18 protein-coding genes are annotated in these 18,701 nt (G+C 64.7%); 10 read left to right on the forward strand and 8 right to left on the reverse strand.

Going from position 1 to position 18,701, the window contains the following annotated elements; all coding sequences use genetic code 11:
* Position 1: 1 nt before the first annotated feature.
* Positions 2 to 1,792, forward strand: a complete 1,791-nt coding sequence (locus tag BM171_RS10170) for a peptidoglycan -binding protein (RefSeq protein ID WP_093011470.1) — start codon at positions 2 to 4, stop codon at positions 1,790 to 1,792.
* Between the two features lie 20 nt (positions 1,793 to 1,812).
* On the opposite strand, the gene BM171_RS10175 is transcribed toward BM171_RS10170, so the two are convergent.
* The 3 genes from BM171_RS10175 to gloB all read right to left on the reverse strand — a co-directional run bounded on the left by BM171_RS10175 (position 1,813) and on the right by gloB (position 6,015).
* A complete protein-coding gene (locus tag BM171_RS10175; RefSeq protein WP_245760228.1) occupies positions 1,813 to 2,769 on the reverse strand; it encodes a M23 family metallopeptidase in 957 nt (318 codons plus the stop codon).
* Positions 2,766 to 5,093 carry an ATP-dependent Clp protease ATP-binding subunit ClpA gene (clpA, locus tag BM171_RS10180; RefSeq protein WP_093011473.1) on the reverse strand — a complete coding sequence of 776 codons (2,328 nt, stop codon included), beginning with the start codon at positions 5,091 to 5,093 and terminating at the stop codon, positions 2,766 to 2,768. The genes BM171_RS10175 and clpA overlap by 4 nt, the downstream gene beginning before the upstream one ends.
* Before the next feature lie 154 nt (positions 5,094 to 5,247).
* Positions 5,248 to 6,015 (reverse strand): hydroxyacylglutathione hydrolase, encoded by a 768-nt coding sequence (gene gloB / locus BM171_RS10185; protein ID WP_093011805.1) that lies wholly within the window; start codon positions 6,013 to 6,015, stop codon positions 5,248 to 5,250.
* A gap of 63 nt (positions 6,016 to 6,078) precedes the next feature.
* On the opposite strand from gloB, the gene BM171_RS10190 reads away from it, so the two are divergent.
* The 7 genes from BM171_RS10190 to BM171_RS10220 all read left to right on the forward strand — a co-directional run bounded on the left by BM171_RS10190 (position 6,079) and on the right by BM171_RS10220 (position 12,593).
* Positions 6,079 to 6,816: a methyltransferase domain-containing protein gene (locus BM171_RS10190; RefSeq protein ID WP_093011476.1), complete on the forward strand. Its 738-nt coding sequence runs from the start codon at positions 6,079 to 6,081 to the stop codon at positions 6,814 to 6,816.
* Between the two features lie 286 nt (positions 6,817 to 7,102).
* The gene (locus BM171_RS10195) at positions 7,103 to 7,669 is read left to right on the forward strand and encodes a F0F1 ATP synthase subunit delta (protein WP_093011479.1); all 567 of its coding nucleotides are present in this window, start codon (positions 7,103 to 7,105) and stop codon (positions 7,667 to 7,669) included.
* Entirely contained in the window at positions 7,670 to 9,208 is a 1,539-nt protein-coding gene (gene atpA / locus BM171_RS10200) for a F0F1 ATP synthase subunit alpha (protein ID WP_093011482.1), read from the forward strand.
* Positions 9,209 to 9,220: 12 nt separating this feature from the next.
* The gene (locus BM171_RS10205) at positions 9,221 to 10,102 is read left to right on the forward strand and encodes a F0F1 ATP synthase subunit gamma (RefSeq protein ID WP_093011485.1); all 882 of its coding nucleotides are present in this window, start codon (positions 9,221 to 9,223) and stop codon (positions 10,100 to 10,102) included.
* Positions 10,103 to 10,118: 16 nt separating this feature from the next.
* Positions 10,119 to 11,543 carry a F0F1 ATP synthase subunit beta gene (atpD, locus tag BM171_RS10210; protein WP_093011488.1) on the forward strand — a complete coding sequence of 475 codons (1,425 nt, stop codon included), beginning with the start codon at positions 10,119 to 10,121 and terminating at the stop codon, positions 11,541 to 11,543.
* A gap of 101 nt (positions 11,544 to 11,644) precedes the next feature.
* Positions 11,645 to 12,079 carry a F0F1 ATP synthase subunit epsilon gene (locus BM171_RS10215; RefSeq protein ID WP_093011490.1) on the forward strand — a complete coding sequence of 145 codons (435 nt, stop codon included), beginning with the start codon at positions 11,645 to 11,647 and terminating at the stop codon, positions 12,077 to 12,079.
* A 163-nt stretch (positions 12,080 to 12,242) separates the two neighbouring features.
* Entirely contained in the window at positions 12,243 to 12,593 is a 351-nt protein-coding gene (locus BM171_RS10220) for an H-type lectin domain-containing protein (RefSeq protein ID WP_093011493.1), read from the forward strand.
* Positions 12,594 to 12,597: 4 nt separating this feature from the next.
* Here BM171_RS10220 and BM171_RS10225 read toward each other — a convergent pair whose 3' ends face one another.
* Positions 12,598 to 13,608 (reverse strand): ribose-phosphate pyrophosphokinase, encoded by a 1,011-nt coding sequence (locus tag BM171_RS10225; protein WP_093011496.1) that lies wholly within the window; start codon positions 13,606 to 13,608, stop codon positions 12,598 to 12,600.
* Between the two features lie 91 nt (positions 13,609 to 13,699).
* On the opposite strand from BM171_RS10225, the gene BM171_RS10230 reads away from it, so the two are divergent.
* Together BM171_RS10230 and BM171_RS10235 are read left to right on the forward strand one after the other, a co-directional pair.
* Positions 13,700 to 14,299: a 2-hydroxychromene-2-carboxylate isomerase gene (locus tag BM171_RS10230; protein WP_093011499.1), complete on the forward strand. Its 600-nt coding sequence runs from the start codon at positions 13,700 to 13,702 to the stop codon at positions 14,297 to 14,299.
* On the forward strand, positions 14,299 to 15,114 hold the full coding sequence (locus BM171_RS10235; protein WP_093011502.1) for an alpha/beta fold hydrolase: 816 nt from the start codon (positions 14,299 to 14,301) through the stop codon (positions 15,112 to 15,114). Before BM171_RS10230 ends, BM171_RS10235 begins: the two co-directional genes overlap by 1 nt.
* On the opposite strand, the gene plsY is transcribed toward BM171_RS10235, so the two are convergent.
* The 4 genes from plsY to BM171_RS10255 all read right to left on the reverse strand — a co-directional run bounded on the left by plsY (position 15,111) and on the right by BM171_RS10255 (position 18,625).
* The gene (gene plsY, locus BM171_RS10240) at positions 15,111 to 15,719 is read right to left on the reverse strand and encodes a glycerol-3-phosphate 1-O-acyltransferase PlsY (RefSeq protein ID WP_093011505.1); all 609 of its coding nucleotides are present in this window, start codon (positions 15,717 to 15,719) and stop codon (positions 15,111 to 15,113) included. The two genes, BM171_RS10235 and plsY, sit on opposite strands and share 4 nt — an antisense overlap.
* 106 nt (positions 15,720 to 15,825) lie before the next feature.
* Positions 15,826 to 17,118, reverse strand: coding sequence for a dihydroorotase (gene pyrC / locus BM171_RS10245; RefSeq protein WP_093011508.1), 1,293 nt, complete (start codon positions 17,116 to 17,118; stop codon positions 15,826 to 15,828).
* A gap of 8 nt (positions 17,119 to 17,126) precedes the next feature.
* On the reverse strand, positions 17,127 to 17,678 hold the full coding sequence (locus BM171_RS10250; protein WP_245760229.1) for an aspartate carbamoyltransferase catalytic subunit: 552 nt from the start codon (positions 17,676 to 17,678) through the stop codon (positions 17,127 to 17,129).
* A complete protein-coding gene (locus tag BM171_RS10255; RefSeq protein WP_093011511.1) occupies positions 17,675 to 18,625 on the reverse strand; it encodes an aspartate carbamoyltransferase catalytic subunit in 951 nt (316 codons plus the stop codon). Before BM171_RS10255 ends, BM171_RS10250 begins: the two co-directional genes overlap by 4 nt.
* Between the last annotated feature and the right edge of the window lie 76 nt (positions 18,626 to 18,701).

An 18,701-nucleotide genomic window follows, 5' to 3' on the forward strand; every position in this document is an offset into this window, starting at 1 on the left:
CATGGCGCTGTCGCGCCGGACAGGGCAACGGTTCCAGAGCTCGATCTGGCCGGGATTCGTGGACGCGATGACCGGGCTTCTCCTGGTGTTGATGTTCGTGCTGACGATCTTCCTGGTGATCCAGGCGGTCCTGCGCGAGACGATCACGGGCCAGGAAACGCAACTGACCTCGCTCACCGAACAGATTGCGGCCCTGTCCGAAGAGCTTGGCATGGCGGAGCGGCGCAACACTGCGCTCTCGAACAATGTCAGCTCGCTGGAAGCCACGCTCGACAACCGCGACGCGCGGATCCTTGAACAGGAAAGTATCATCACCTCGCTCAGCGCCGAACGGGACCGGCAGGCTGCCGCGCTCGAAGAGGCGGAAGGGCAGATCAGCGATTTCGAAGACCGTGTCGCGGCGCTTCTGGCCCAGCAGGATCGCGCGGAGGAGCGGATCGCGGACCTGACCGCATCGCGTGATGAGCTGGAAGCGGCACAGCAAGAGCTGATCTCGGAGCAGGAGGCGCTTCAACTGGCACTGTCCCAGGCCCGCGACGAGGTCGATGCCAACGAGGAAGCGGCGCGGCTCGCGGCCGCCCGGCGGGAGGCGCTCGAAGCGCTTGTCGCGGATCTGCGGGCCGAAAATGCGGGCGCCGAAGATCAGCTCGCGCAGCTCTCGGGACAAGTCGATGAGCTGAGCGAGGCGTTGAGCGAGGAAGAGGCTGCCCGGCTGGCCGAAGCAGAGGCCGCCCGTGCCTTGCGCGCCCGCCTCGAGACCGCCGATGCCGAGCTGACCGCGATGACCCTGCGCCTCGAAGAGCAGCGCCGCGAGGCCGAGGAAACGCTCACGCTGTTGGCGGCTGCGCGCGCGGCCGAGGACGAATTGAACACCCGGCTCGCTGCCGCGCTCGAAGGACGCGAGGCATCCCGGGAGGTCGAGGCCGATCTGCGCGAGGAGCTGGCGCGGGCCCTCGCGGCTCAGGCAGCCTCGGAAGCCGCCGTCGAAGAGGCGATGAGCGAGGCGGAGCAGCAGGCGACGCTTCTGGCCACTGCGCGCGACACGCTGTCAGAGGAGCGCGAGCGGGCCACGGAAGCGGAGCGCGAAAGCGAGGCGCTTAGCCAATCGCTGGCGCAGGTGCGCCGGCAACTCGCCTCCCTGCAGGAGACCTTGCAAGCCGCCGAGGCGGCGGATGATGCGGCGCAGGTCCGGATCGACAATCTTGGCTCGCGGCTGAACGCGGCGCTTGCAAGGGCCGCTGACGAGGAGCGTCGCCGCCGGGAAGCCGAAGAGGAAGCACGGCGCCTCGAGGCGGAACGCGCGGCACGGCTCGAGGAGGAGAACCGCAACCTCGCACGCTATCGCTCGGAGTTCTTCGCCGAGCTGCGCGACCTTCTGGCGGACCGCGAGGGTGTGCGGATCGAAGGCGACCGGTTCGTCTTCTCCTCCGAAGTGCTGTTCGCGCCGGGTTCCGCGGATCTGTCGGCGGGGGGGCGCCAGCAGATCGCCAATGTCGCGGGCATCCTGCGGGACATCTCGGACCTCATTCCCGAGAGTATCGACTGGGTCATCCGGGTTGATGGACATACCGATTCCACACCGCTTCTGCCCGGTGCGGAATTCGCCGACAACTGGGAGCTCAGCCAAGCGCGGGCCTTGTCGGTCGTACGGTTCCTGACCGACACGCAAGGGATCCCGCCTTCACGGCTCGCGGCGAACGGCTTCGGGGAATACCAGCCCATCAATGAGGCCGATACCGCAGCGGCGCGTGCTCAGAACCGCCGCATTGAGTTAAAACTGACCGAGAAGTAGCTCTTTCGCCCTGTCAGGCGCTATCGCACCGAGACATAGGCGTGGCGCACCGCGATTACCGTCTCGCCGCGCATGAGACGGGCCGTGCCGGTATAGTCGCCGGAGGGCCAGCCTTCCTCGGGCGCGCGTCGACCGAAGGCGCGAAAGGCCTGGGCGTCATCCGTTTTCACGAGGATCGAGTGGTCGAAGACGGAACGGTCCGGTCCCTTCGCCTCGAGATGCAGGACATCGCCGCGCTCTGCGTGGAACATGTGTGCATAAAGCACGAGCGCTGTGTCCGCGGCGAGACTATCGACGCGGGCATCGCCATTCTGCACCTCGGAAAACTCGGGCACCTGGTTCGAAAATCCTGCCGTGAAGAGTCCGGTCTCGACGTAAGGTGGCGCGTCCTCCCAGAGGGTCGGCGCAGTCGCGCCGCAGATGCCAGCCGCCTCGTAGTCGAACGGATCGATGCTCTCTCCGTCGCGGAGCACGGTGAAATGCAGGTGCGGGTAATTCGTTTGACCCGAAAGGCCGATGCGCCCAAGCGCCTGCCCCCGTTCCACGCTATCGCCCTCGGCGACGGTCAAGGAGCCTTTGGCGAGGTGGCAGTAAAGCGTCTGCAGCCCATCCCCATGATCGAGGCGCACCGCGTTGCCGCATTCGATGCCCGAGATGTCTTCCGCGTTGTCCATGCGCCGGTCTTCGACGCCGTCCCTGAGCGCGGCGATGCGTCCCGGTGCGGCGGCGAGAACATCGACCCCGGCGAGGCGCTGTGCGTCGGACAAAAGCGCGATGTCGGTGCCGCTATGCTCGTCCCGGCTTTTGAGGCCGCACATGAAGTCGCTCATGCCCGGGCCGGGCGTCGCATCCACGTAATCTTCGATGAAACAGGTGCGGCCGTTGTCGCAATCGACAGGCCAGGAAAGCAAAACCTCCGCCGCGGTGGGCGCGGCGGAGGTTCCTGCGATCAGCGCGAGAAGCGCCGACCTAATCATTCAGCCGTCAGGAGCGGCGGCTTCTTGGAGGACAGGCGCCGCTTTTCGGGCCCGTCGAGCTGCAGGTCGAGCTCGCCGTCCTTCACCGCGACTCGAACGATCCCGCCCTTGGAGAGCTTGCCGAACAGAAGCTCCTCGGCGAGCGGCTTCTTGATATGCTCCTGAATCACGCGGCCCAGGGGACGCGCGCCCATCTTGTCGTCGTAGCCGCGCTCTGCCAGCCACTCCGCGGCGGGCTGCGTCAGCTCGATGGTCACGTTGCGGTCCAGAAGCTGCGCTTCGAGCTGCAGGACGAACTTCTCGACCACGCGGAGGATCACCGACTTCGGCAGCGGCTGGAATGAGATCACCGCGTCGAGACGGTTGCGGAATTCCGGCGTGAACGTCCGCTCGATCGCGGCGGTATCCTCACCCTCGCGGCGGTCACGGCCGAAGCCGATCGCCGCTTTTGCCTGCTCGGTCGCACCCGCATTCGAGGTCATGATGAGGATCACGTTGCGGAAATCCACCGTGCGACCGTTATGGTCGGTCAGCGTGCCGTGATCCATCACCTGCAGCAGGATGTTGTAGACATCCGGGTGCGCCTTCTCGATCTCGTCGAGCAGAAGCACGCAATGCGGGTGCTGGTCCACGCCGTCGGTGAGCTGGCCGCCCTGGTCGAAGCCGACATAGCCCGGAGGCGCGCCGATCAGGCGGCTGACCGCGTGCTTCTCCATGTACTCGGACATGTCGAAGCGCAGCAGCTCCACCCCGAGAGAATCGGAGAGCTGTTTGGCCACCTCGGTCTTGCCGACGCCGGTCGGGCCCGCGAACAGGTAGTTGCCGATCGGCTTGTCAGGCTCGCGCAGGCCTGCCCGCGCCAGCTTGATCGCCGAGGACAGCGCCTCGATCGCGAGGTCCTGCCCGAAGACGACGCGCTTCAGCGTGCTCTCGAGATCCTTGAGCACCTCGGCATCGTCTTTGGAGACGTTCTTCGGCGGGATCCGCGCGATCTTGGCGACGACGGCCTCGATTTCCTTCGTGCCGATGGATTTGCGGCGCTTCGATTCCGCCAGAAGGTGCTGAGCCGCGCCAGCCTCGTCGATCACGTCGATCGCCTTGTCGGGCAGCTTGCGGTCGTTGATGTAACGCGCCGACAGCTCGACCGCGGTCTTGATCGCGTCGTTCGTGTACTTGATCGCGTGGTGCTTCTCGAAATAAGGCTTGAGGCCCTTGAGGATCTTCACGCTGTCCGCGACCGTCGGCTCGTTCACGTCGATCTTCTGGAACCGGCGCGACAGGGCGCGATCCTTCTCGAAGTGCTGACGGAACTCCTTGTAGGTGGTGGACCCCATCGTGCGAAGCTTGCCGCCCTGAAGCGCGGGCTTCAGGAGGTTCGAGGCATCCATCGCGCCGCCCGAGGTCGCGCCCGCACCGATCACGGTGTGGATCTCATCGATGAACAAGACCGCATCGGGATGCTCTTCGAGTTCGGTCACGACGGCTTTCAGACGCTCCTCGAAGTCGCCGCGATAGCGGGTGCCGGCGAGCAGCGCGCCCATGTCGAGCGAGAAGATCGTGGTCTTGGAGAGAACCTGCGGCACCTCGCCCTGCACGACCTTGCGCGCGAGACCCTCGGCGATGGCGGTCTTGCCTACGCCCGGATCGCCCACGAGGAGCGGGTTGTTCTTGCGGCGGCGGCAAAGCACCTGGATGCAGCGCTCCACTTCCTGCTCGCGGCCGATCAGCGGGTCGACATCGCCCTTGCGCGACTTCGCGTTGAGGTCGACGCAATACTTGGCGAGCGCGGATTCCTTACCATCGTCGGACGGCGCAGCATCGGCTGTCTGGGCATCCTCGTCATCGCTCGATCCCTGGACGGGACGGCTTTCGCCGTAAGCGGGGTTCTTCGCGACACCATGCGCGATGAAGTTGACCGCGTCATATCGGGTCATGTCCTGCTCTTGCAGGAAGTAGGCCGCGTTCGACTCGCGTTCGGCAAAGATCGCGACGAGGACGTTCGCGCCCGTCACCTCTGTCCGGCCGGAGCTTTGCACGTGGATTGCCGCGCGCTGGATTACGCGCTGGAAGGCCGCAGTAGGCACGGCTTCGGAGCCTTCGATGTCGGTGACGAGGTTCGACAGATCATCGTCGATGAACTCCACCAGCGTTGTGCGCAGCTCTTCGGTATCCACGTCGCAGGCTTTCATCACGCGGGCCGCGTCTGGCTCGTCGATAAGGGCCAGCAGGAGATGCTCCAGCGTGGCGAACTCGTGGCTGCGCGAATTGGCAAGCGCCAGCGCCGCGTGGATGGACTGCTCAAGAGAGTTCGAGAATGAAGGCACGGGCGGTGCTCCTCTTGTCTGCGCCGAGGCGGTTTCCCCAGCATTGCCTCTTGAAGTTAAAGTTTGGTCGATTGCCGCACTGCTTCAAGTTTTTTCTGTGGCCTTGATGGTCACAAATCCGGAACTGTCATGCAATCGCCCGCATCACAGGCGATCAGAATGAATCCTTCCGGCGTCGTATTTCAGCGAAGACCTCCGCCGCAGGCGCATCTGTCATTCCGAGGTTTTCCCGGACTTGGGCGTCGCCCGCACGCAAGAAGGGGTTGGTGGCCAATTCTTCCGACAGACGCGAGGGAACAGTCGGCTCACCCTTCGCACGGGCCGCTGCCACCGCGTCTACACGAGATTTAAGCGCATCGCTGTCCGGTTCAATAGTGAGCGCGAAACGTCCGTTCGCTTCGGTGTACTCATGGCCCGAGCAGATCGTCGTCTCGGGTGGCAGTTTCGCGAGCTTGGAAAGGCTCTCCCACATCTGCTCCATCGTGCCCTCAAAAACACGCCCGCAGCCGAGCGCCATGAGGCTGTCGGCGGTGAAGGCGATTTCCTCTTGCGGCAGATGGAAGGCGATATGCCCGATTGTATGGCCGGAGACATCCATGACATGCACTTCGCGGCCGGCGAAATCGAAGCTGTCGCCATCGCCGACCTTGCGATCGAGATCGGGAAGGCGGTGAGCGTCGGCGCCTGCACCCGTCACCGTGGCGGATCGCCCGTCGAGCAGCGCGCCCAGCCCCTGGACATGGTCTGGATGGTGGTGCGTGATCCACACCTCCGACAGGGTCCAGCCCCGGCTGTCGAGCGCTTCCGCGAGGGGCGCTGCCTCGGGCACGTCGATCACGGCGGTCGCGCCGCTATCGGGATCGTGCAAGAGGTAGGCGTAGTTGTCCGAAAGGCAGGGCACGGTCACGAGCTCAAGGGGCATGGCGTTTTCCATCACTCTTTGTCAGGGTTCTCTTAAGGCTAGGACGGCGGCAGGGGCCCGGCAATGCATCTCGACGTGCGCGATCTGAAGGACTTCTATTACAGAAGCGCGCTCGGCCGCGAAGTGCAGAAGGTGATCCGCACACAGGTGCGCGCCACCTGGCCCAATACTCACGGTCACACCGTTGCAGGCTACGGGTTCGCCGCGCCGCTTCTACGACCGTTCCTCTCGGACAGCCGCCGTGTCGTGGCACTGATGCCAGCGCCGCAGGGCGTGATCTCCTGGCCGGCGGGACTGCCGAATGTTTCGGTCCTTTGCGAAGAAACGCGCTGGCCGCTCGAGACGGGCCATGTGGACCGGCTCGTCGTCATGCACGGGCTCGAGACATCCGATGATGCCTCGGCGCTCCTCGATGAATGCTACCGCGTGCTGGGGCCGGGAGGCGAGGCGCTGTTCATCGTGCCAAATCGCACGGGGCTCTGGGCGCGGTCCGACCGGACACCCTTCGGATATGGCCGCCCCTATTCGCTGAGCCAGCTCGAGAACCTTCTTTCCTGGCACGATTTCGTGCCGGACGATCACGTCTCGCTGCTCTACCAGCCGCCCTCTACCCGGCGATTCTGGATGAAGACCGGCGCAATGTGGGAGCGGATGGGCCGCGCCATTCCGGCGGTGATGGCGGGCGGCGTCATGGCGGTGCGCGCGGTCAAGCGGCATCCTCCGCGTCCGCGCGGCACGCAAGAACGGGTGCGCGCGCCCCTTGGCGCGCTGGCGCCCAAACCGTTGGCAAAGCCGGTCTGACCGCAATTGGGGCCGGGCAGATCGCGGGAATCGTTTCAAAAGGTTGAAATTTCGTTGCCGCTCAGGGGGTTCGGAGCGGCACAGAAGGTCGCACCTGGCGATGTCTCGGGCTAAGTCCTTGGATTCACAGGAAACGGCGGTTTTCTCTAAAAGCGCCCTAGCATGTTGCGGGGTCGGGTATGCTCTGCTACATCCGCGCTGATTTCAGCGCCCCGGCTCCTGCCGGGAGACAAAAACGCCTCCGGGTCCGCATCGCGACGGGCCACGGGGGCTTGATAGCGGAAGGATGGACGTGTCTGAACCAGCTTCGATTTCCTCCGGCATCGCAGAGCGCTATGCAGCGGCCGTCTTCGAACTCGCCCGGGAGGCTGATGCGCTCGACACGCTCGAAGCCAATCTCGACGATCTCGCCCAGGCTCATGCGGACAGCAGCGATCTGCGCGACCTGATCCACTCGCCGGTCTACAGCCGCTCCGTTCAGGAGCAGGGCATCCGGGCCGTGGCCGACAAGATGGGCCTGATGGATACTCTCAAGAACGCGCTCGCGCTGATGGCTTCGAAGCGGCGCCTCCTCGTGCTGCCCGCGCTCATCGTGCAGCTGCGCGAGATGATTGCCGATGCCAAGGGCCTCGTGACCGCCGACGTGACCACTGCGGTGGAACTGTCGAGCGAGCAATCCAAGAAACTTGCCGAAACGCTCAAGGCCTCCGTCGGCCGCGACGTCCAGATCAAGACGACCGTCGACGAGAGCCTCATCGGCGGTCTTATCGTTAAGGTGGGCTCGAAGATGATCGATACCTCGATCCGCTCGAAGCTCTCCTCCCTACAGAATGCAATGAAAGAGGTCGGATAAATGGGTATCCAAGCAGCCGAAATTTCTGCGATCCTGAAGGAGCAGATCAAGAACTTCGGTCAGGAGGCCGAGGTTGCCGAGGTGGGTCGCGTTCTGTCTGTCGGCGACGGGATTGCCCGTGTGCACGGTCTCGACAAGGTGCAGGCCGGCGAGATGGTCGAATTCCCCGGCGGGATTCGCGGCATGGCGCTCAACCTCGAGCAGGACAATGTCGGTGTCGTGATCTTCGGTTCCGACCGCGACATCAAGGAAGGCGACACGGTCAAGCGCACGAACTCGATCGTGGACGTGCCCGTCGGTGATGGCCTTCTCGGCCGCGTCGTGGACGGTCTCGGCAATCCGCTCGACGGCAAGGGCCCGATCGAATCCACCGAGCGCCGGCTCGCGGACGTCAAGGCGCCCGGCATCATGCCGCGCAAATCGGTGCACGAGCCGATGGCGACCGGCCTCAAGGCCGTCGACGCGATGATCCCGATCGGCCGCGGCCAGCGCGAGCTGATCATCGGCGACCGTCAGACCGGCAAGACCGCCGTGGCGCTCGACGCGATCCTGAACCAGAAAACCTACAACGAGCGCGCAGGCGACGACGAGAGCCAGAAGCTCTACTGCGTCTACGTCGCGATCGGCCAGAAGCGCTCCACCGTGGCGCAGCTGGTGAAGAAGCTCGAAGAGACCGGCGCGATCGAATACTCGATCGTCGTGGCCGCGACCGCGTCGGACCCCGCGCCGATGCAGTATCTCGCCCCGTACACCGCGACCGCGATGGGCGAATACTTCCGCGACAACGGCCGGCATGCGCTGATGGTCTACGATGACCTCTCCAAGCAGGCCGTGGCCTACCGCCAGATGTCCCTCCTGCTCCGCCGCCCGCCGGGCCGCGAAGCCTACCCGGGCGACGTCTTCTACCTTCACTCCCGCCTGCTCGAGCGTTCGGCGAAGCTGAACGAAGAGAACGGGTCCGGCTCGCTCACCGCGCTGCCGATCATCGAAACCCAAGGCGGCGACGTCTCGGCCTTCATTCCGACCAACGTGATCTCGATCACCGACGGCCAGATCTTCCTCGAGACCGACCTCTTCTACCAGGGCATCCGCCCGGCGGTGAACACGGGCCTCTCGGTGAGCCGCGTGGGCTCCTCGGCGCAGACAAACGCGATGAAGTCGGTCGCGGGCCCCGTGAAGCTCGAGCTCGCGCAGTACCGCGAGATGGCGGCCTTCGCCCAGTTCGGCTCGGACCTCGACGCGGCGACCCAGCGCCAGCTGAACCGTGGTGAGCGTCTGACCGAGCTGATGAAGCAGCCGCAATACTCGCCGCTGACGAACGCCGAGATCGTGGTCATCATCTTCGCCGGCACCAACGGCTACCTCGACAAGATCAAGACGTCCGATGTGGGTCGTTTCGAGCAGGGTCTCCTGCAGCACCTGCGCGGCAAGCATTCCGATCTTCTCGACTGGATCACCAAGGAAGATCCGAAGGTGAAGGGCGATGCCGCCGACAAGATCAAGGCTGCGCTGGACGAATTCGCCGCCGACTTCGCGTAAGGAGAGAGCCTCGTGGCAAATCTCAAGGACCTGAAGAACCGGATCTCCTCGGTCAAATCGACCCGGAAGATCACGAAGGCCATGCAGATGGTCGCGGCGGCCAAGCTCCGCCGTGCCCAGGACGCGGCCGAGAGCGCGCGTCCCTATGCCGAGCGGTTCAACGCCGTCATGGGGTCGCTCGCGGCTTCGGTCGGGGACAGCGACAGCGCGCCGCGTCTTCTGCGCGGCACGGGCAGCGACAAGGTGCAACTTCTCGTCGTGATGACCGCCGAGCGCGGTCTGTGCGGCGGGTTCAACACCAATATCGCCAAGCTTGCGCGGTCCCACGCGCAGAAGCTCAAGGCCGACGGCAAGGAGGTCAAAATCCTCACCGTCGGGCGCAAGGGCCGCGACCAGCTCAAGCGTGACCTCGGCGAGCACCTCGTCGGGCATGTCGATCTGTCGGACGTGAAGCGCCTGTCCTACCCGGACGCGCAGAACATCGCTAAGGATCTGCTCGAGCGGTTCGACAACGAGGAATTCGACGTCGCCACGATCTTCTATTCGAAGTTCGAAAACGTCGTGAGCCAGATCCCGACCGCGCAGCAAGTCATCCCGGCCGATTACGACACCGAGGAGGCAGACGGCTCGGAGGGCAGCACGCTCTACGACTACGAGCCCTCGGAAGAAGAAATCCTGCGCGATCTTCTGCCGCGCGGTGTGGCGACGCAGATCTTCGCGGCGCTCCTCGAGAACGCGGCCTCCGAGCAGGGCGCACGGATGTCGGCGATGGACAACGCCACGCGCAATGCGGGCGAGATGATCGACGACCTCACGATCGAGTACAACCGCACCCGCCAGGCCGTGATCACCAACGAGCTGATCGAAATCATTTCGGGCGCCGAAGCCCTTTAAGAACCGGAGAAGACACATGGCAAACGCGAAAGGCAAAGTGACGCAGGTCATCGGCGCCGTCGTTGACGTGCAGTTCGACGATCACCTGCCCGCGATCCTCAACGCGCTCGAGACCGACAACAATGGCAAGCGCCTTGTTCTCGAAGTCGCGCAGCACCTGGGCGAGAACACTGTCCGCTGCATCGCGATGGACGCGACCGAAGGCCTCGTGCGCGGTCAGGAAGTCAGCGACACCGACGGTCCGATCACCGTGCCGGTGGGCAACGCGACCCTCGGCCGTATTCTGAACGTCATCGGTGAGCCGGTGGACGAGGGCCCGGAGGTCAAGGCGGACGAGTATCGCCCGATCCACGCAAACGCGCCCGAGTTCAACGAACAGTCGACCGAGTCCGAAGTGCTCGTGACCGGCATCAAGGTGATCGACCTGCTGGCCCCCTACGCCAAGGGCGGCAAAATCGGCCTCTTCGGCGGTGCGGGCGTCGGCAAGACCGTTCTCATCATGGAGCTCATCAACAACATCGCGAAGGTGCACTCGGGCTTCTCCGTGTTCGCCGGCGTGGGTGAGCGCACCCGTGAAGGCAACGATCTCTATCACGAGATGGTCGAGTCCAACGTGATCAAGCCCGACAACCTGCCCGAGAGCCAGGTGGCTCTGGTCTACGGTCAGATGAACGAGCCTCCGGGGGCACGTGCCCGCGTTGCGCTGACCGGCCTGACGCTGGCCGAGCAGTTCCGCGACCAGTCGGGCACGGACGTTCTGTTCTTCGTCGACAATATCTTCCGCTTCACCCAAGCGGGCTCCGAGGTGTCGGCGCTTTTGGGACGTATCCCCTCCGCCGTGGGCTACCAGCCGACGCTGGCGACCGACATGGGCCAGATGCAGGAGCGGATCACCTCCACGAAAGCCGGCTCGATCACCTCGATCCAGGCCGTGTACGTGCCCGCGGACGACCTGACCGACCCCGCTCCGGCGACGACCTTCGCGCACCTCGACGCGCAGACGGTTTTGAGCCGCGCGATCTCCGAGCTTGGCATCTATCCCGCCGTGGACCCGCTTGATAGCTCGTCGCGCCTGATGGACCCGCAGATCGTTGGCCAGGAGCATTACGATGTGGCCCGCGAAGTGCAGGGTATCCTTCAGCGCTACAAGTCGCTGCAGGACATTATCGCGATCCTCGGCATGGACGAGCTTTCCGAAGAGGATAAGCTGACCGTGGCCCGCGCCCGGAAGATCCAGCGCTTCCTGTCGCAGCCCTTCGACGTGGCGAAAGTGTTCACCGGCTCCGACGGTATCCAGGTGCCGCTGGAAGAGACGATCTCGTCCTTCAAGGCGGTCGTCGCGGGTGAATACGATCACCTGCCGGAAGGCGCCTTCTATATGGTCGGCGGCATCGAGGACGTGAAGGCCAAGGCCGAGAAGATGGCCTCCGAGGCCGCCTGATCCGCATGGAACATTGGGGCGGGCTCGCGTCCGCCCCGGTATGGCATGGCTTCTCGAGCCGGACGTTCTCCGGCTCGCCGACGGCCTGAAAGGAACGAGACATGGCAGACACGATGCAGTTCGACCTCGTCAGCCCTGAACGGCGACTTCTGCAGGCCGAGGTCACATCGGTGCAGATCCCCGGTGCGGATGGCGACATGACCGCGATGCCGAACCACGCGCCGCTCATCACGACGCTGCGCCCCGGTATCCTGACCGTGGAGACCACCAACGGCACCGAGGAATTCGTCGTCACCGGCGGCTTTGCCGAGATGGGCGAAGGGCTTTCGGTTCTCGCGGAACGCGCCTTGCCGCGCGGTGACATGGACCAGGAGACCTACGACAAGCTCGTAGAGGACGCCGAGACCGAGTACCGCAAGGCGAAAGAGACGTTCAAGAACGAGCCGGGCCCGGTTGACGATGCCGCGAAACTCCTCGCGGACATGGTCGCGGTCGGCACGCATATCGGTCTTTCGACCAAGCAGCCGAACCTCTGATCCGGCTGACTTTCGACGCAATCCTGCCCCCGGCCGCTCGGTCGGGGGTTTTTCTTTGCGGACAATCTGCGCGACACACGCCGTGAGGTCGCTTTAAACCGGTCTTTCGTCCGCCACGGGAATTCCCCATTATCGCTCAACACCTTTGCTATCGAGCGGCTCCATGAAGAAACTCGCATCCCATCTTGTCGGCATTGATCAGGGCGAGGTCGAGCTGTTCTCGGATTTCGCCTCTGGCGGCGACATGTGGACGGGAGACGGCTCCCGCGAGCGCCGCAAGCGCGTGACCTTCTCCGAGCCCTTCCGCGAGCCGCCCAGCGTGCAGGTCGCGCTGTCGCTCTGGGACATCGACAGCAGCGCCAATATCCGTGTCGATCTCGGAGCGCAGAAAATCGACACGAAAGGCTTCGACATGGTCTTCAGAACATGGGGCGACAGCCGCATCGCGCGCGTGCGAATGAGCTGGACCGCCTTCGGCGAGGTGAAAAGCGACGACGACTGGGACCTCTATTGAGGCCTCAGAGAATCCCCTCGTAGATTGGCCCGAGCGTGTCGATCTCGAACAGGGACGAGACCGACGTGCCGTTCCAGATGTTCAGGATGGCCTGCGCGAACATGGGCGCGGTCGGCACGACGCGGATATTCGGTGCGGCTTCGGCTTCTTCAGTGCGAGCGATGGAATCGGTTATGACCAGCGACTTCATCACGCTGCCCTTGATCCGCTCGACCGCCGGGCCCGAGAGGACGCCGTGGGTGATGTAAGCGTGAACCTCGGTGGCGCCGTGCCCCATGAGGATTTCCGCCGCCTTGCACAGCGTGCCCGCCGTATCGCAGATGTCGTCCACGATGATGCACTTCTTGCCTGCGACATCGCCGATCACCGTCATCTCCGCGACTTCGCCGGCCTTCTCGCGCCGCTTGTCGACGATGGAGAGCGGCGCGTTGATGCGCTTGGCCAACTCGCGGGCACGGGCGACGCCGCCCACATCCGGCGAGACGACCATCAGATCGTCCATCGACCCTTTGAATTGCGATTTCACGTCGAGCGCGAAGATCGGCGAGGCGTAGAGGTTGTCGACCGGGATGTCGAAAAAGCCCTGTATCTGAGCCGCGTGCAGATCCATCGTCAGAACCCGCTCAATGCCGGCTGAGACCATCATGTTCGCCACGAGCTTGGCGGTAATCGGCGTGCGCGCCTTGGTGCGCCGGTCCTGACGGGCGTAACCGAAATAGGGGATCACGGCAGTGATCCGCGCTGCGGAGGACCGGCGCAGCGCGTCGGCCATGATCAGAAGTTCCATCAGGTTGTCGTTGGCAGGGTTCGACGTCGGCTGGATCACGAACATGTCCTCGCCGCGCACGTTCTCGAACACTTCGACGAAGATTTCCGCGTCGTTGAACCGTTCGATACGGGCATCCACGAGTCCGACGGACATGCCTCGGTAGAGGGACATGCGGCGGGCGATGGATTTCGCCAGATCGAGATTGGCGTTGCCCGAGATGAGCTTGGGTTCGATGACGGTGGGCATGGAGGCGCTGTCCCTTTGGGATTCGATATTGCCGGGGCCTTAGCATGGGCTAGGCTGGGCAGGGAAGCGCGACGCCCGAGGACCATTGAAGATGCCGCATATCGATTACTATTTCGCCACGATTTCCCCCTTCACCTATCTCGCGGGCACGAAGCTCGAGGAGTTGGCGAAGACCCACGGCTGCACGATCACGTACAAGCCGCTCGACATCATCACGCTCTTCTCGCGGACCGGCGGCACGCCACCCAAGGACCGGCACCCGTCGCGGCAGGAATATCGTGCGCAGGATCTGCCACGGCAGGCGAAGAAGGCGGGGCTGCCGCTGACCCTTCATCCCGCGCATTGGCCTACGAACCCCGCGCCGTCCTCCTACGCGATCATCGCGGCGCAGCAGGCGGGGGGCGGCGATCTCGGCGGGCTTGTCCACGGAATCTTGCGCGCCTGCTGGGCCGAGGAAAAGGACGTCGCCGAAGACGAGGTGATCCGGGCCTGCCTCTCGGATGCCGGGTTCGATCCGGACCTGACGAATAGCGGTCTTCTGTCGGGGGCGGAGACCTATGGCCGCAATCTCGAAGAGGCAGTCGCGGCCGGCGTGTTCGGGGCGCCGTTCTACGTGCTCGACACCGGACAGAAGTTCTGGGGCCAGGACCGGCTTGAAGATCTCCAGATGCATCTCGAAGGCAAGCTCTGATGCCCAAGGACTTGCGGGACGGCGCATCCGTTCACTGGATCGAGCTTGGCGACGAGAGCGGCGCACCCGCGCTCGCGCTGCATTGCGCCCTTGCTCATTCCGGCGCCTGGGGCGGCTTGGCCAAGGCGCTTGGCGGACGACTGTCGATCATCGCGCCCGACATGCCCGGTCATGGCCAGAGCGCTGATTGGGACGGGCCCGAAAGCGGCGATTTCCACGACAACGTGACCGGGATAGCCGAGACCTTCCTCGAGGACGGCATGACGCTGATCGGTCATTCCTTCGGTGCGACCGTGGCCCTTCGGCTCGCCGAGACCCATCCCGACAAGATCCGCCGCGTTATCCTGATCGAGCCGGTGCTCTTCGCTGCCGCTCGGGAAAGTGCGCCCAAGCTTTTCGCCGAGCGCCGGGAAGCCGCGCGCCCGATGATGGAAGCGCTCGAGCATGACGATCCCGAGACCGCGGCGCGGGCCTTCACCGGCACATGGGGCGTGGGGCGCAGCTGGCACGACATGAACGACCGGGCCCGCCGTCAGATCATGCGCCAGATGCGGATCGTGCAGAACACCGAGACTGCGCTGACATGGGATGGTGCGGGTCTGTTGCATGACGGGCGTCTCGAGGCCTGCACGATGCCGGTGCTCTTTGTCCGCGGGGAACAGACCGAGCCGATCCTGGCCGAGATCCACGCCACGCTGATGTCGCGGTTGCCCGACGCGCGCGAAGCGGTGATCGAAGGTGCAGGGCACATGTCGCCGATTACCGCGCCGGACGCGGTCGGACAGGCGATCGCGGCGTTCCTGGACGAAAGCTAGGGCTTCTGCCCGACCTTGGGCTCGGTCCCTGCGCGCAGCCGCGCGATGTTCTGGCGGTGCCGCCAGTAGATCAGCAGCGTCATGAGAATTCCGAGGAGAAGCGTTTCTGGCCGCGCCAGGAGGATCATCCAGATCGTGGAGCTTGCCGCCGCCAGGAGCGCGCCCATCGACGAGATCCGTGTCAGTGCGAGACCCGCGATCCAGACCGCGCAGGACAACAGGCCGACCACGAAGTTGAGGGCCAGCAACAGCCCGAGGAAGGTGGCGACGCCCTTGCCGCCACGAAACCGCAGCCAGATGGGATAACAATGGCCGATGAAAGCGGCGAGCGCCGCGATCTGAGCGGCGTCCTCTCCGGCGAGGAACCGCGCGAGTAGAACGGCTGCGACGCCCTTCAGCGCATCGAGCAGCAGGGTCAGCGCCCCTGCCGCCTTGGAGCCGGTCCTCAGCACGTTCGTCGCGCCGATATTGCCTGACCCGATCCCGCGCGGATCCTGAAGGCCCATCGCTTTCGTGACGACCAGTCCAAAGGGGATCGAGCCCAGAAGGTAGCCGATCAGAGCCCAAAGCCCCAGGATCAATGACGTGTTTTCGATCAGTGGCATGATTGGCTCCGGTCCCGGTCGGTATCTGGCGCGACATTACAGCGCGCCGACGGGCGGTCAAACCGGTAGAGCAGCCCGTGGAAACGCGGACGGCAATCGTGGCAGATCAGGCCCGGTAGACCGCCTTGCCGCCGACGAATGTCGCGAGCACCCGGCCTTGCAGGCGGGCATTGTCGAACGGTGTATTCTTGGATTTCGACAGGAGCTTGAACCGGTCAAGGATGAAGGGCTTGTCGGGGTCCAGCAGCACAAGGTCCGCCGGAGCGCCCTTGGCCATGCGCCCGCTTTCAAGCCCGAGCCGCTTTGAGGGGTTCAGCGACAGCGCGCGGAACAGTGTCGGCAGATCGAGATCGCCTGAATGATAGAGCCGCAGCAGCACCGGCAGCAGGGTTTCGAGCCCTACCGCGCCGCTTGCCGCCTCCTCGAAGGGCAGGCGCTTCGATTCCTCGTCCTGCGGCGTGTGCATCGACGAGATCACGTCGATCAGGCCCGAGCGCACCGCCTCGATCACAGCCTGGCGGTCTTCTTCGGCGCGGAGCGGCGGCTTCACCTTGAAGAAGGTCCGGTAGTCCGAGACGTCTAGCTCGTTCAGCGTCAGGTGATGGATCGAAGTGCCGGCTGTCACGTCGAACCCGTTGTTCTTCGCGCGTTCCAAGGCGGGCAGGGCGCGCATCGCGGTGATCTGGTCCGCGTGGTAGCGCGCGCCTGTCATCTCGACCATCGCGATGTCGCGGTCGAGGCCCATCCGCTCGGCCATCGGCGAGACGGCGGGCAATCCGCGCAGCGAAGCGAATTTGCCCGAGGTCGCCGCCGCCCCCGCCGAAAGGCCGGGCTCCTGCGGATGGCCGATGATGAGCGCGCCGAGAGCCTTGGCATAGGTCATCGCCCGGCCGAGCACCTTGGTGTCGCGCACGGGACGGTCGCAATCGGTGAAGGCGACGGCACCCGCATCGAGAAGAAAGCCGATCTCGGTCATCTCTTCGCCGGCGCGACCCTTGGTGAGTGCAGCCATTGGCAGAACCCGCACAGGAGCGACTTCGCGGGCACGGCGGCGGATGAACTCGAGCGCTTCGGGCGTGTCGACCGCCGGATCCGTATCGGGCCGCGTGACCATCGTCGTGACGCCGCCCGCCGCCGCGGCAGCCCCGGCGGTCTTATAGCTTTCCTTGTGCCGCTCACCGGGCTCGCACACCTTCACGCCGATATCGACGATGCCAGGGGCCAGCACTTTGCCGTTCGCATCGATGCGGTTCTCGGGCGCGGCGCGTGCGCGCAGACCCTCTCCGCTCTCGGCGGTGATCTCCGTGATGACGCCCTTCTCGATCAGGACGTGGCCTTCGGTGACGCTCCCAGCTTCGGGGTCGACGATACGCGCATTCTCGATCAGCGTTGCGATCATGCCTGGCCTCACCCGAACAGCACGTAGAAGAGAACACCGAGAAGCGCCGCGCCGATGACGATCAGAATCGCCCTCAAAAGCGGCGAGCCGCCCTTGGCGAGAGGGTCTTCCGGCCCCTCGCCGCGTGGCACCGCGCCCTTGACGCTCTGGCTGCGGATGGGCTGGGCCTCGGTCTCCGGCTCGACTTCCGAGAAGGTGCCGATCCAGCGCAGGGGGCTCGCGACGGTCAGGGTCTGGCTGGTATTTCCGAAAGCCTGGCTCGGCAGGATCACCACGTGCCCCTTGAGCCCGTCGATCTGCGGGCGCAATCGCGCGAAGTCCTTCCCGGTCACACCATGCGCCTCGGCAAGGTAATCGGACAGCCGCATCTGCCCAAGAACCTTGATCGCGACGGTTTCCACGAAGCTGGGGCGCAGCTTATCGGCCCCGAGCGCGTAGGAAAGCGGCCATTCCCCGGTGCCCGCCTGTGTGGTGAAGCGATCGACGGCCTCGGGGGGCAGGTCGAGATGAAACAGGCGGGTGACGCCGGTCTCCGTGCCCTTGATGTCCATCTTGGTCATGCCATCACCTCGTTCGGTCGCGCGCGCAGGTTCCGGGCGAGCAGATCGAGCGCGGCCATACGCACCGCGACCCCCATCTCCACCTGCTCCTGGATGACGGAGCGGTTGATGTCGTCGGCAATGGTCCCGTCGATCTCGACGCCGCGATTCATCGGTCCGGGATGCATCACGATCGCGTCGGATTTGGCGAAGGCCAGCTTTTCCGCGTCGAGACCGTAGCGGTGGAAATATTCCCGTTCGGAGGGGATGAAGCCGCCATCCATGCGCTCTTTCTGAAGGCGCAGCATCATCACCACATCGGCGTCGCGCAGTCCTTCGGCCATGTCGTGATAGACCTCGACGCCGAACTCCCCGATGCCGGCGGGCATCAGGGTCGGCGGGCCGATCAGGCGCACGCGGTTTTCCATCTTGTGAAGAAGCAGAAGGTTCGACCGCGCGACGCGGCTATGCGCGATGTCGCCGCAGATGGCGACGGTCAGCCGGTGGAGCCGCCCCTTGGCCCGCCGGATCGTCAGCGCATCAAGCAGCGCTTGCGTGGGGTGTTCGTGCCGCCCGTCGCCAGCGTTCAGAACCGCGCAGTTCACTTTCTGCGCCAGAAGATCCACCGCACCCGAATTGGGGTGCCGCACGACCAGAAGGTCGGGATGCATCGCGTTCAGCGTCAGCGCCGTGTCGATCAGGGTCTCGCCCTTCTTGAGCGAGGAGGCCTCCATCGCCATCGACATCACGTCCGCGCCGAGCCGCTTGCCCGCCAGCTCGAAACTCGCCTGCGTGCGCGTCGAGTTCTCGAAGAACATGTTGATCTGCGTGAGGCCCGACAGGATGCCCGACCGCTTCTGCCGTGAGCGGTTGAGCGTGGCATAGCGATCCGCGAGGTCCAGAAGCGTTGTGATCTCGTCAGGGCGCAAGGGCTCGATGCCGAGAAGGTGACGCTGGTCGAAACGCATCGGGGAAGGTGCTCCGCTCGGGGGTGATCGTGGCGTTATAGGAAGCCCCTGTCACGGCAGCAAGAGGGCGAAACCC

It is taken from the genome of Roseivivax halotolerans (assembly GCF_900115815.1).
Classification (GTDB): Bacteria; Pseudomonadota; Alphaproteobacteria; order Rhodobacterales; family Rhodobacteraceae; genus Roseivivax; species Roseivivax halotolerans.

Coding starts and splice junctions, on each gene's coding strand:
- BM171_RS10170 (WP_093011470.1), top strand. CDS start 2: ATGGCGCTGTCGCGCCGGACAGGGCAACGGTTCCAGAGCTCGATCTGG.
- BM171_RS10175 (WP_245760228.1), bottom strand. CDS start 2,769: ATGATTAGGTCGGCGCTTCTCGCGCTGATCGCAGGAACCTCCGCCGCG.
- gloB (WP_093011805.1), bottom strand. CDS start 6,015: ATGCCCCTTGAGCTCGTGACCGTGCCCTGCCTTTCGGACAACTACGCC.
- BM171_RS10190 (WP_093011476.1), top strand. CDS start 6,079: ATGCATCTCGACGTGCGCGATCTGAAGGACTTCTATTACAGAAGCGCG.
- BM171_RS10195 (WP_093011479.1), top strand. CDS start 7,103: ATGGACGTGTCTGAACCAGCTTCGATTTCCTCCGGCATCGCAGAGCGC.
- atpA (WP_093011482.1), top strand. CDS start 7,670: ATGGGTATCCAAGCAGCCGAAATTTCTGCGATCCTGAAGGAGCAGATC.
- atpD (WP_093011488.1), top strand. CDS start 10,119: ATGGCAAACGCGAAAGGCAAAGTGACGCAGGTCATCGGCGCCGTCGTT.
- BM171_RS10215 (WP_093011490.1), top strand. CDS start 11,645: ATGGCAGACACGATGCAGTTCGACCTCGTCAGCCCTGAACGGCGACTT.
- BM171_RS10220 (WP_093011493.1), top strand. CDS start 12,243: ATGAAGAAACTCGCATCCCATCTTGTCGGCATTGATCAGGGCGAGGTC.
- BM171_RS10225 (WP_093011496.1), bottom strand. CDS start 13,608: ATGCCCACCGTCATCGAACCCAAGCTCATCTCGGGCAACGCCAATCTC.
- BM171_RS10230 (WP_093011499.1), top strand. CDS start 13,700: ATGCCGCATATCGATTACTATTTCGCCACGATTTCCCCCTTCACCTAT.
- BM171_RS10235 (WP_093011502.1), top strand. CDS start 14,299: ATGCCCAAGGACTTGCGGGACGGCGCATCCGTTCACTGGATCGAGCTT.
- plsY (WP_093011505.1), bottom strand. CDS start 15,719: ATGCCACTGATCGAAAACACGTCATTGATCCTGGGGCTTTGGGCTCTG.
- pyrC (WP_093011508.1), bottom strand. CDS start 17,118: ATGATCGCAACGCTGATCGAGAATGCGCGTATCGTCGACCCCGAAGCT.
- BM171_RS10250 (WP_245760229.1), bottom strand. CDS start 17,678: ATGACCAAGATGGACATCAAGGGCACGGAGACCGGCGTCACCCGCCTG.
- BM171_RS10255 (WP_093011511.1), bottom strand. CDS start 18,625: ATGCGTTTCGACCAGCGTCACCTTCTCGGCATCGAGCCCTTGCGCCCT.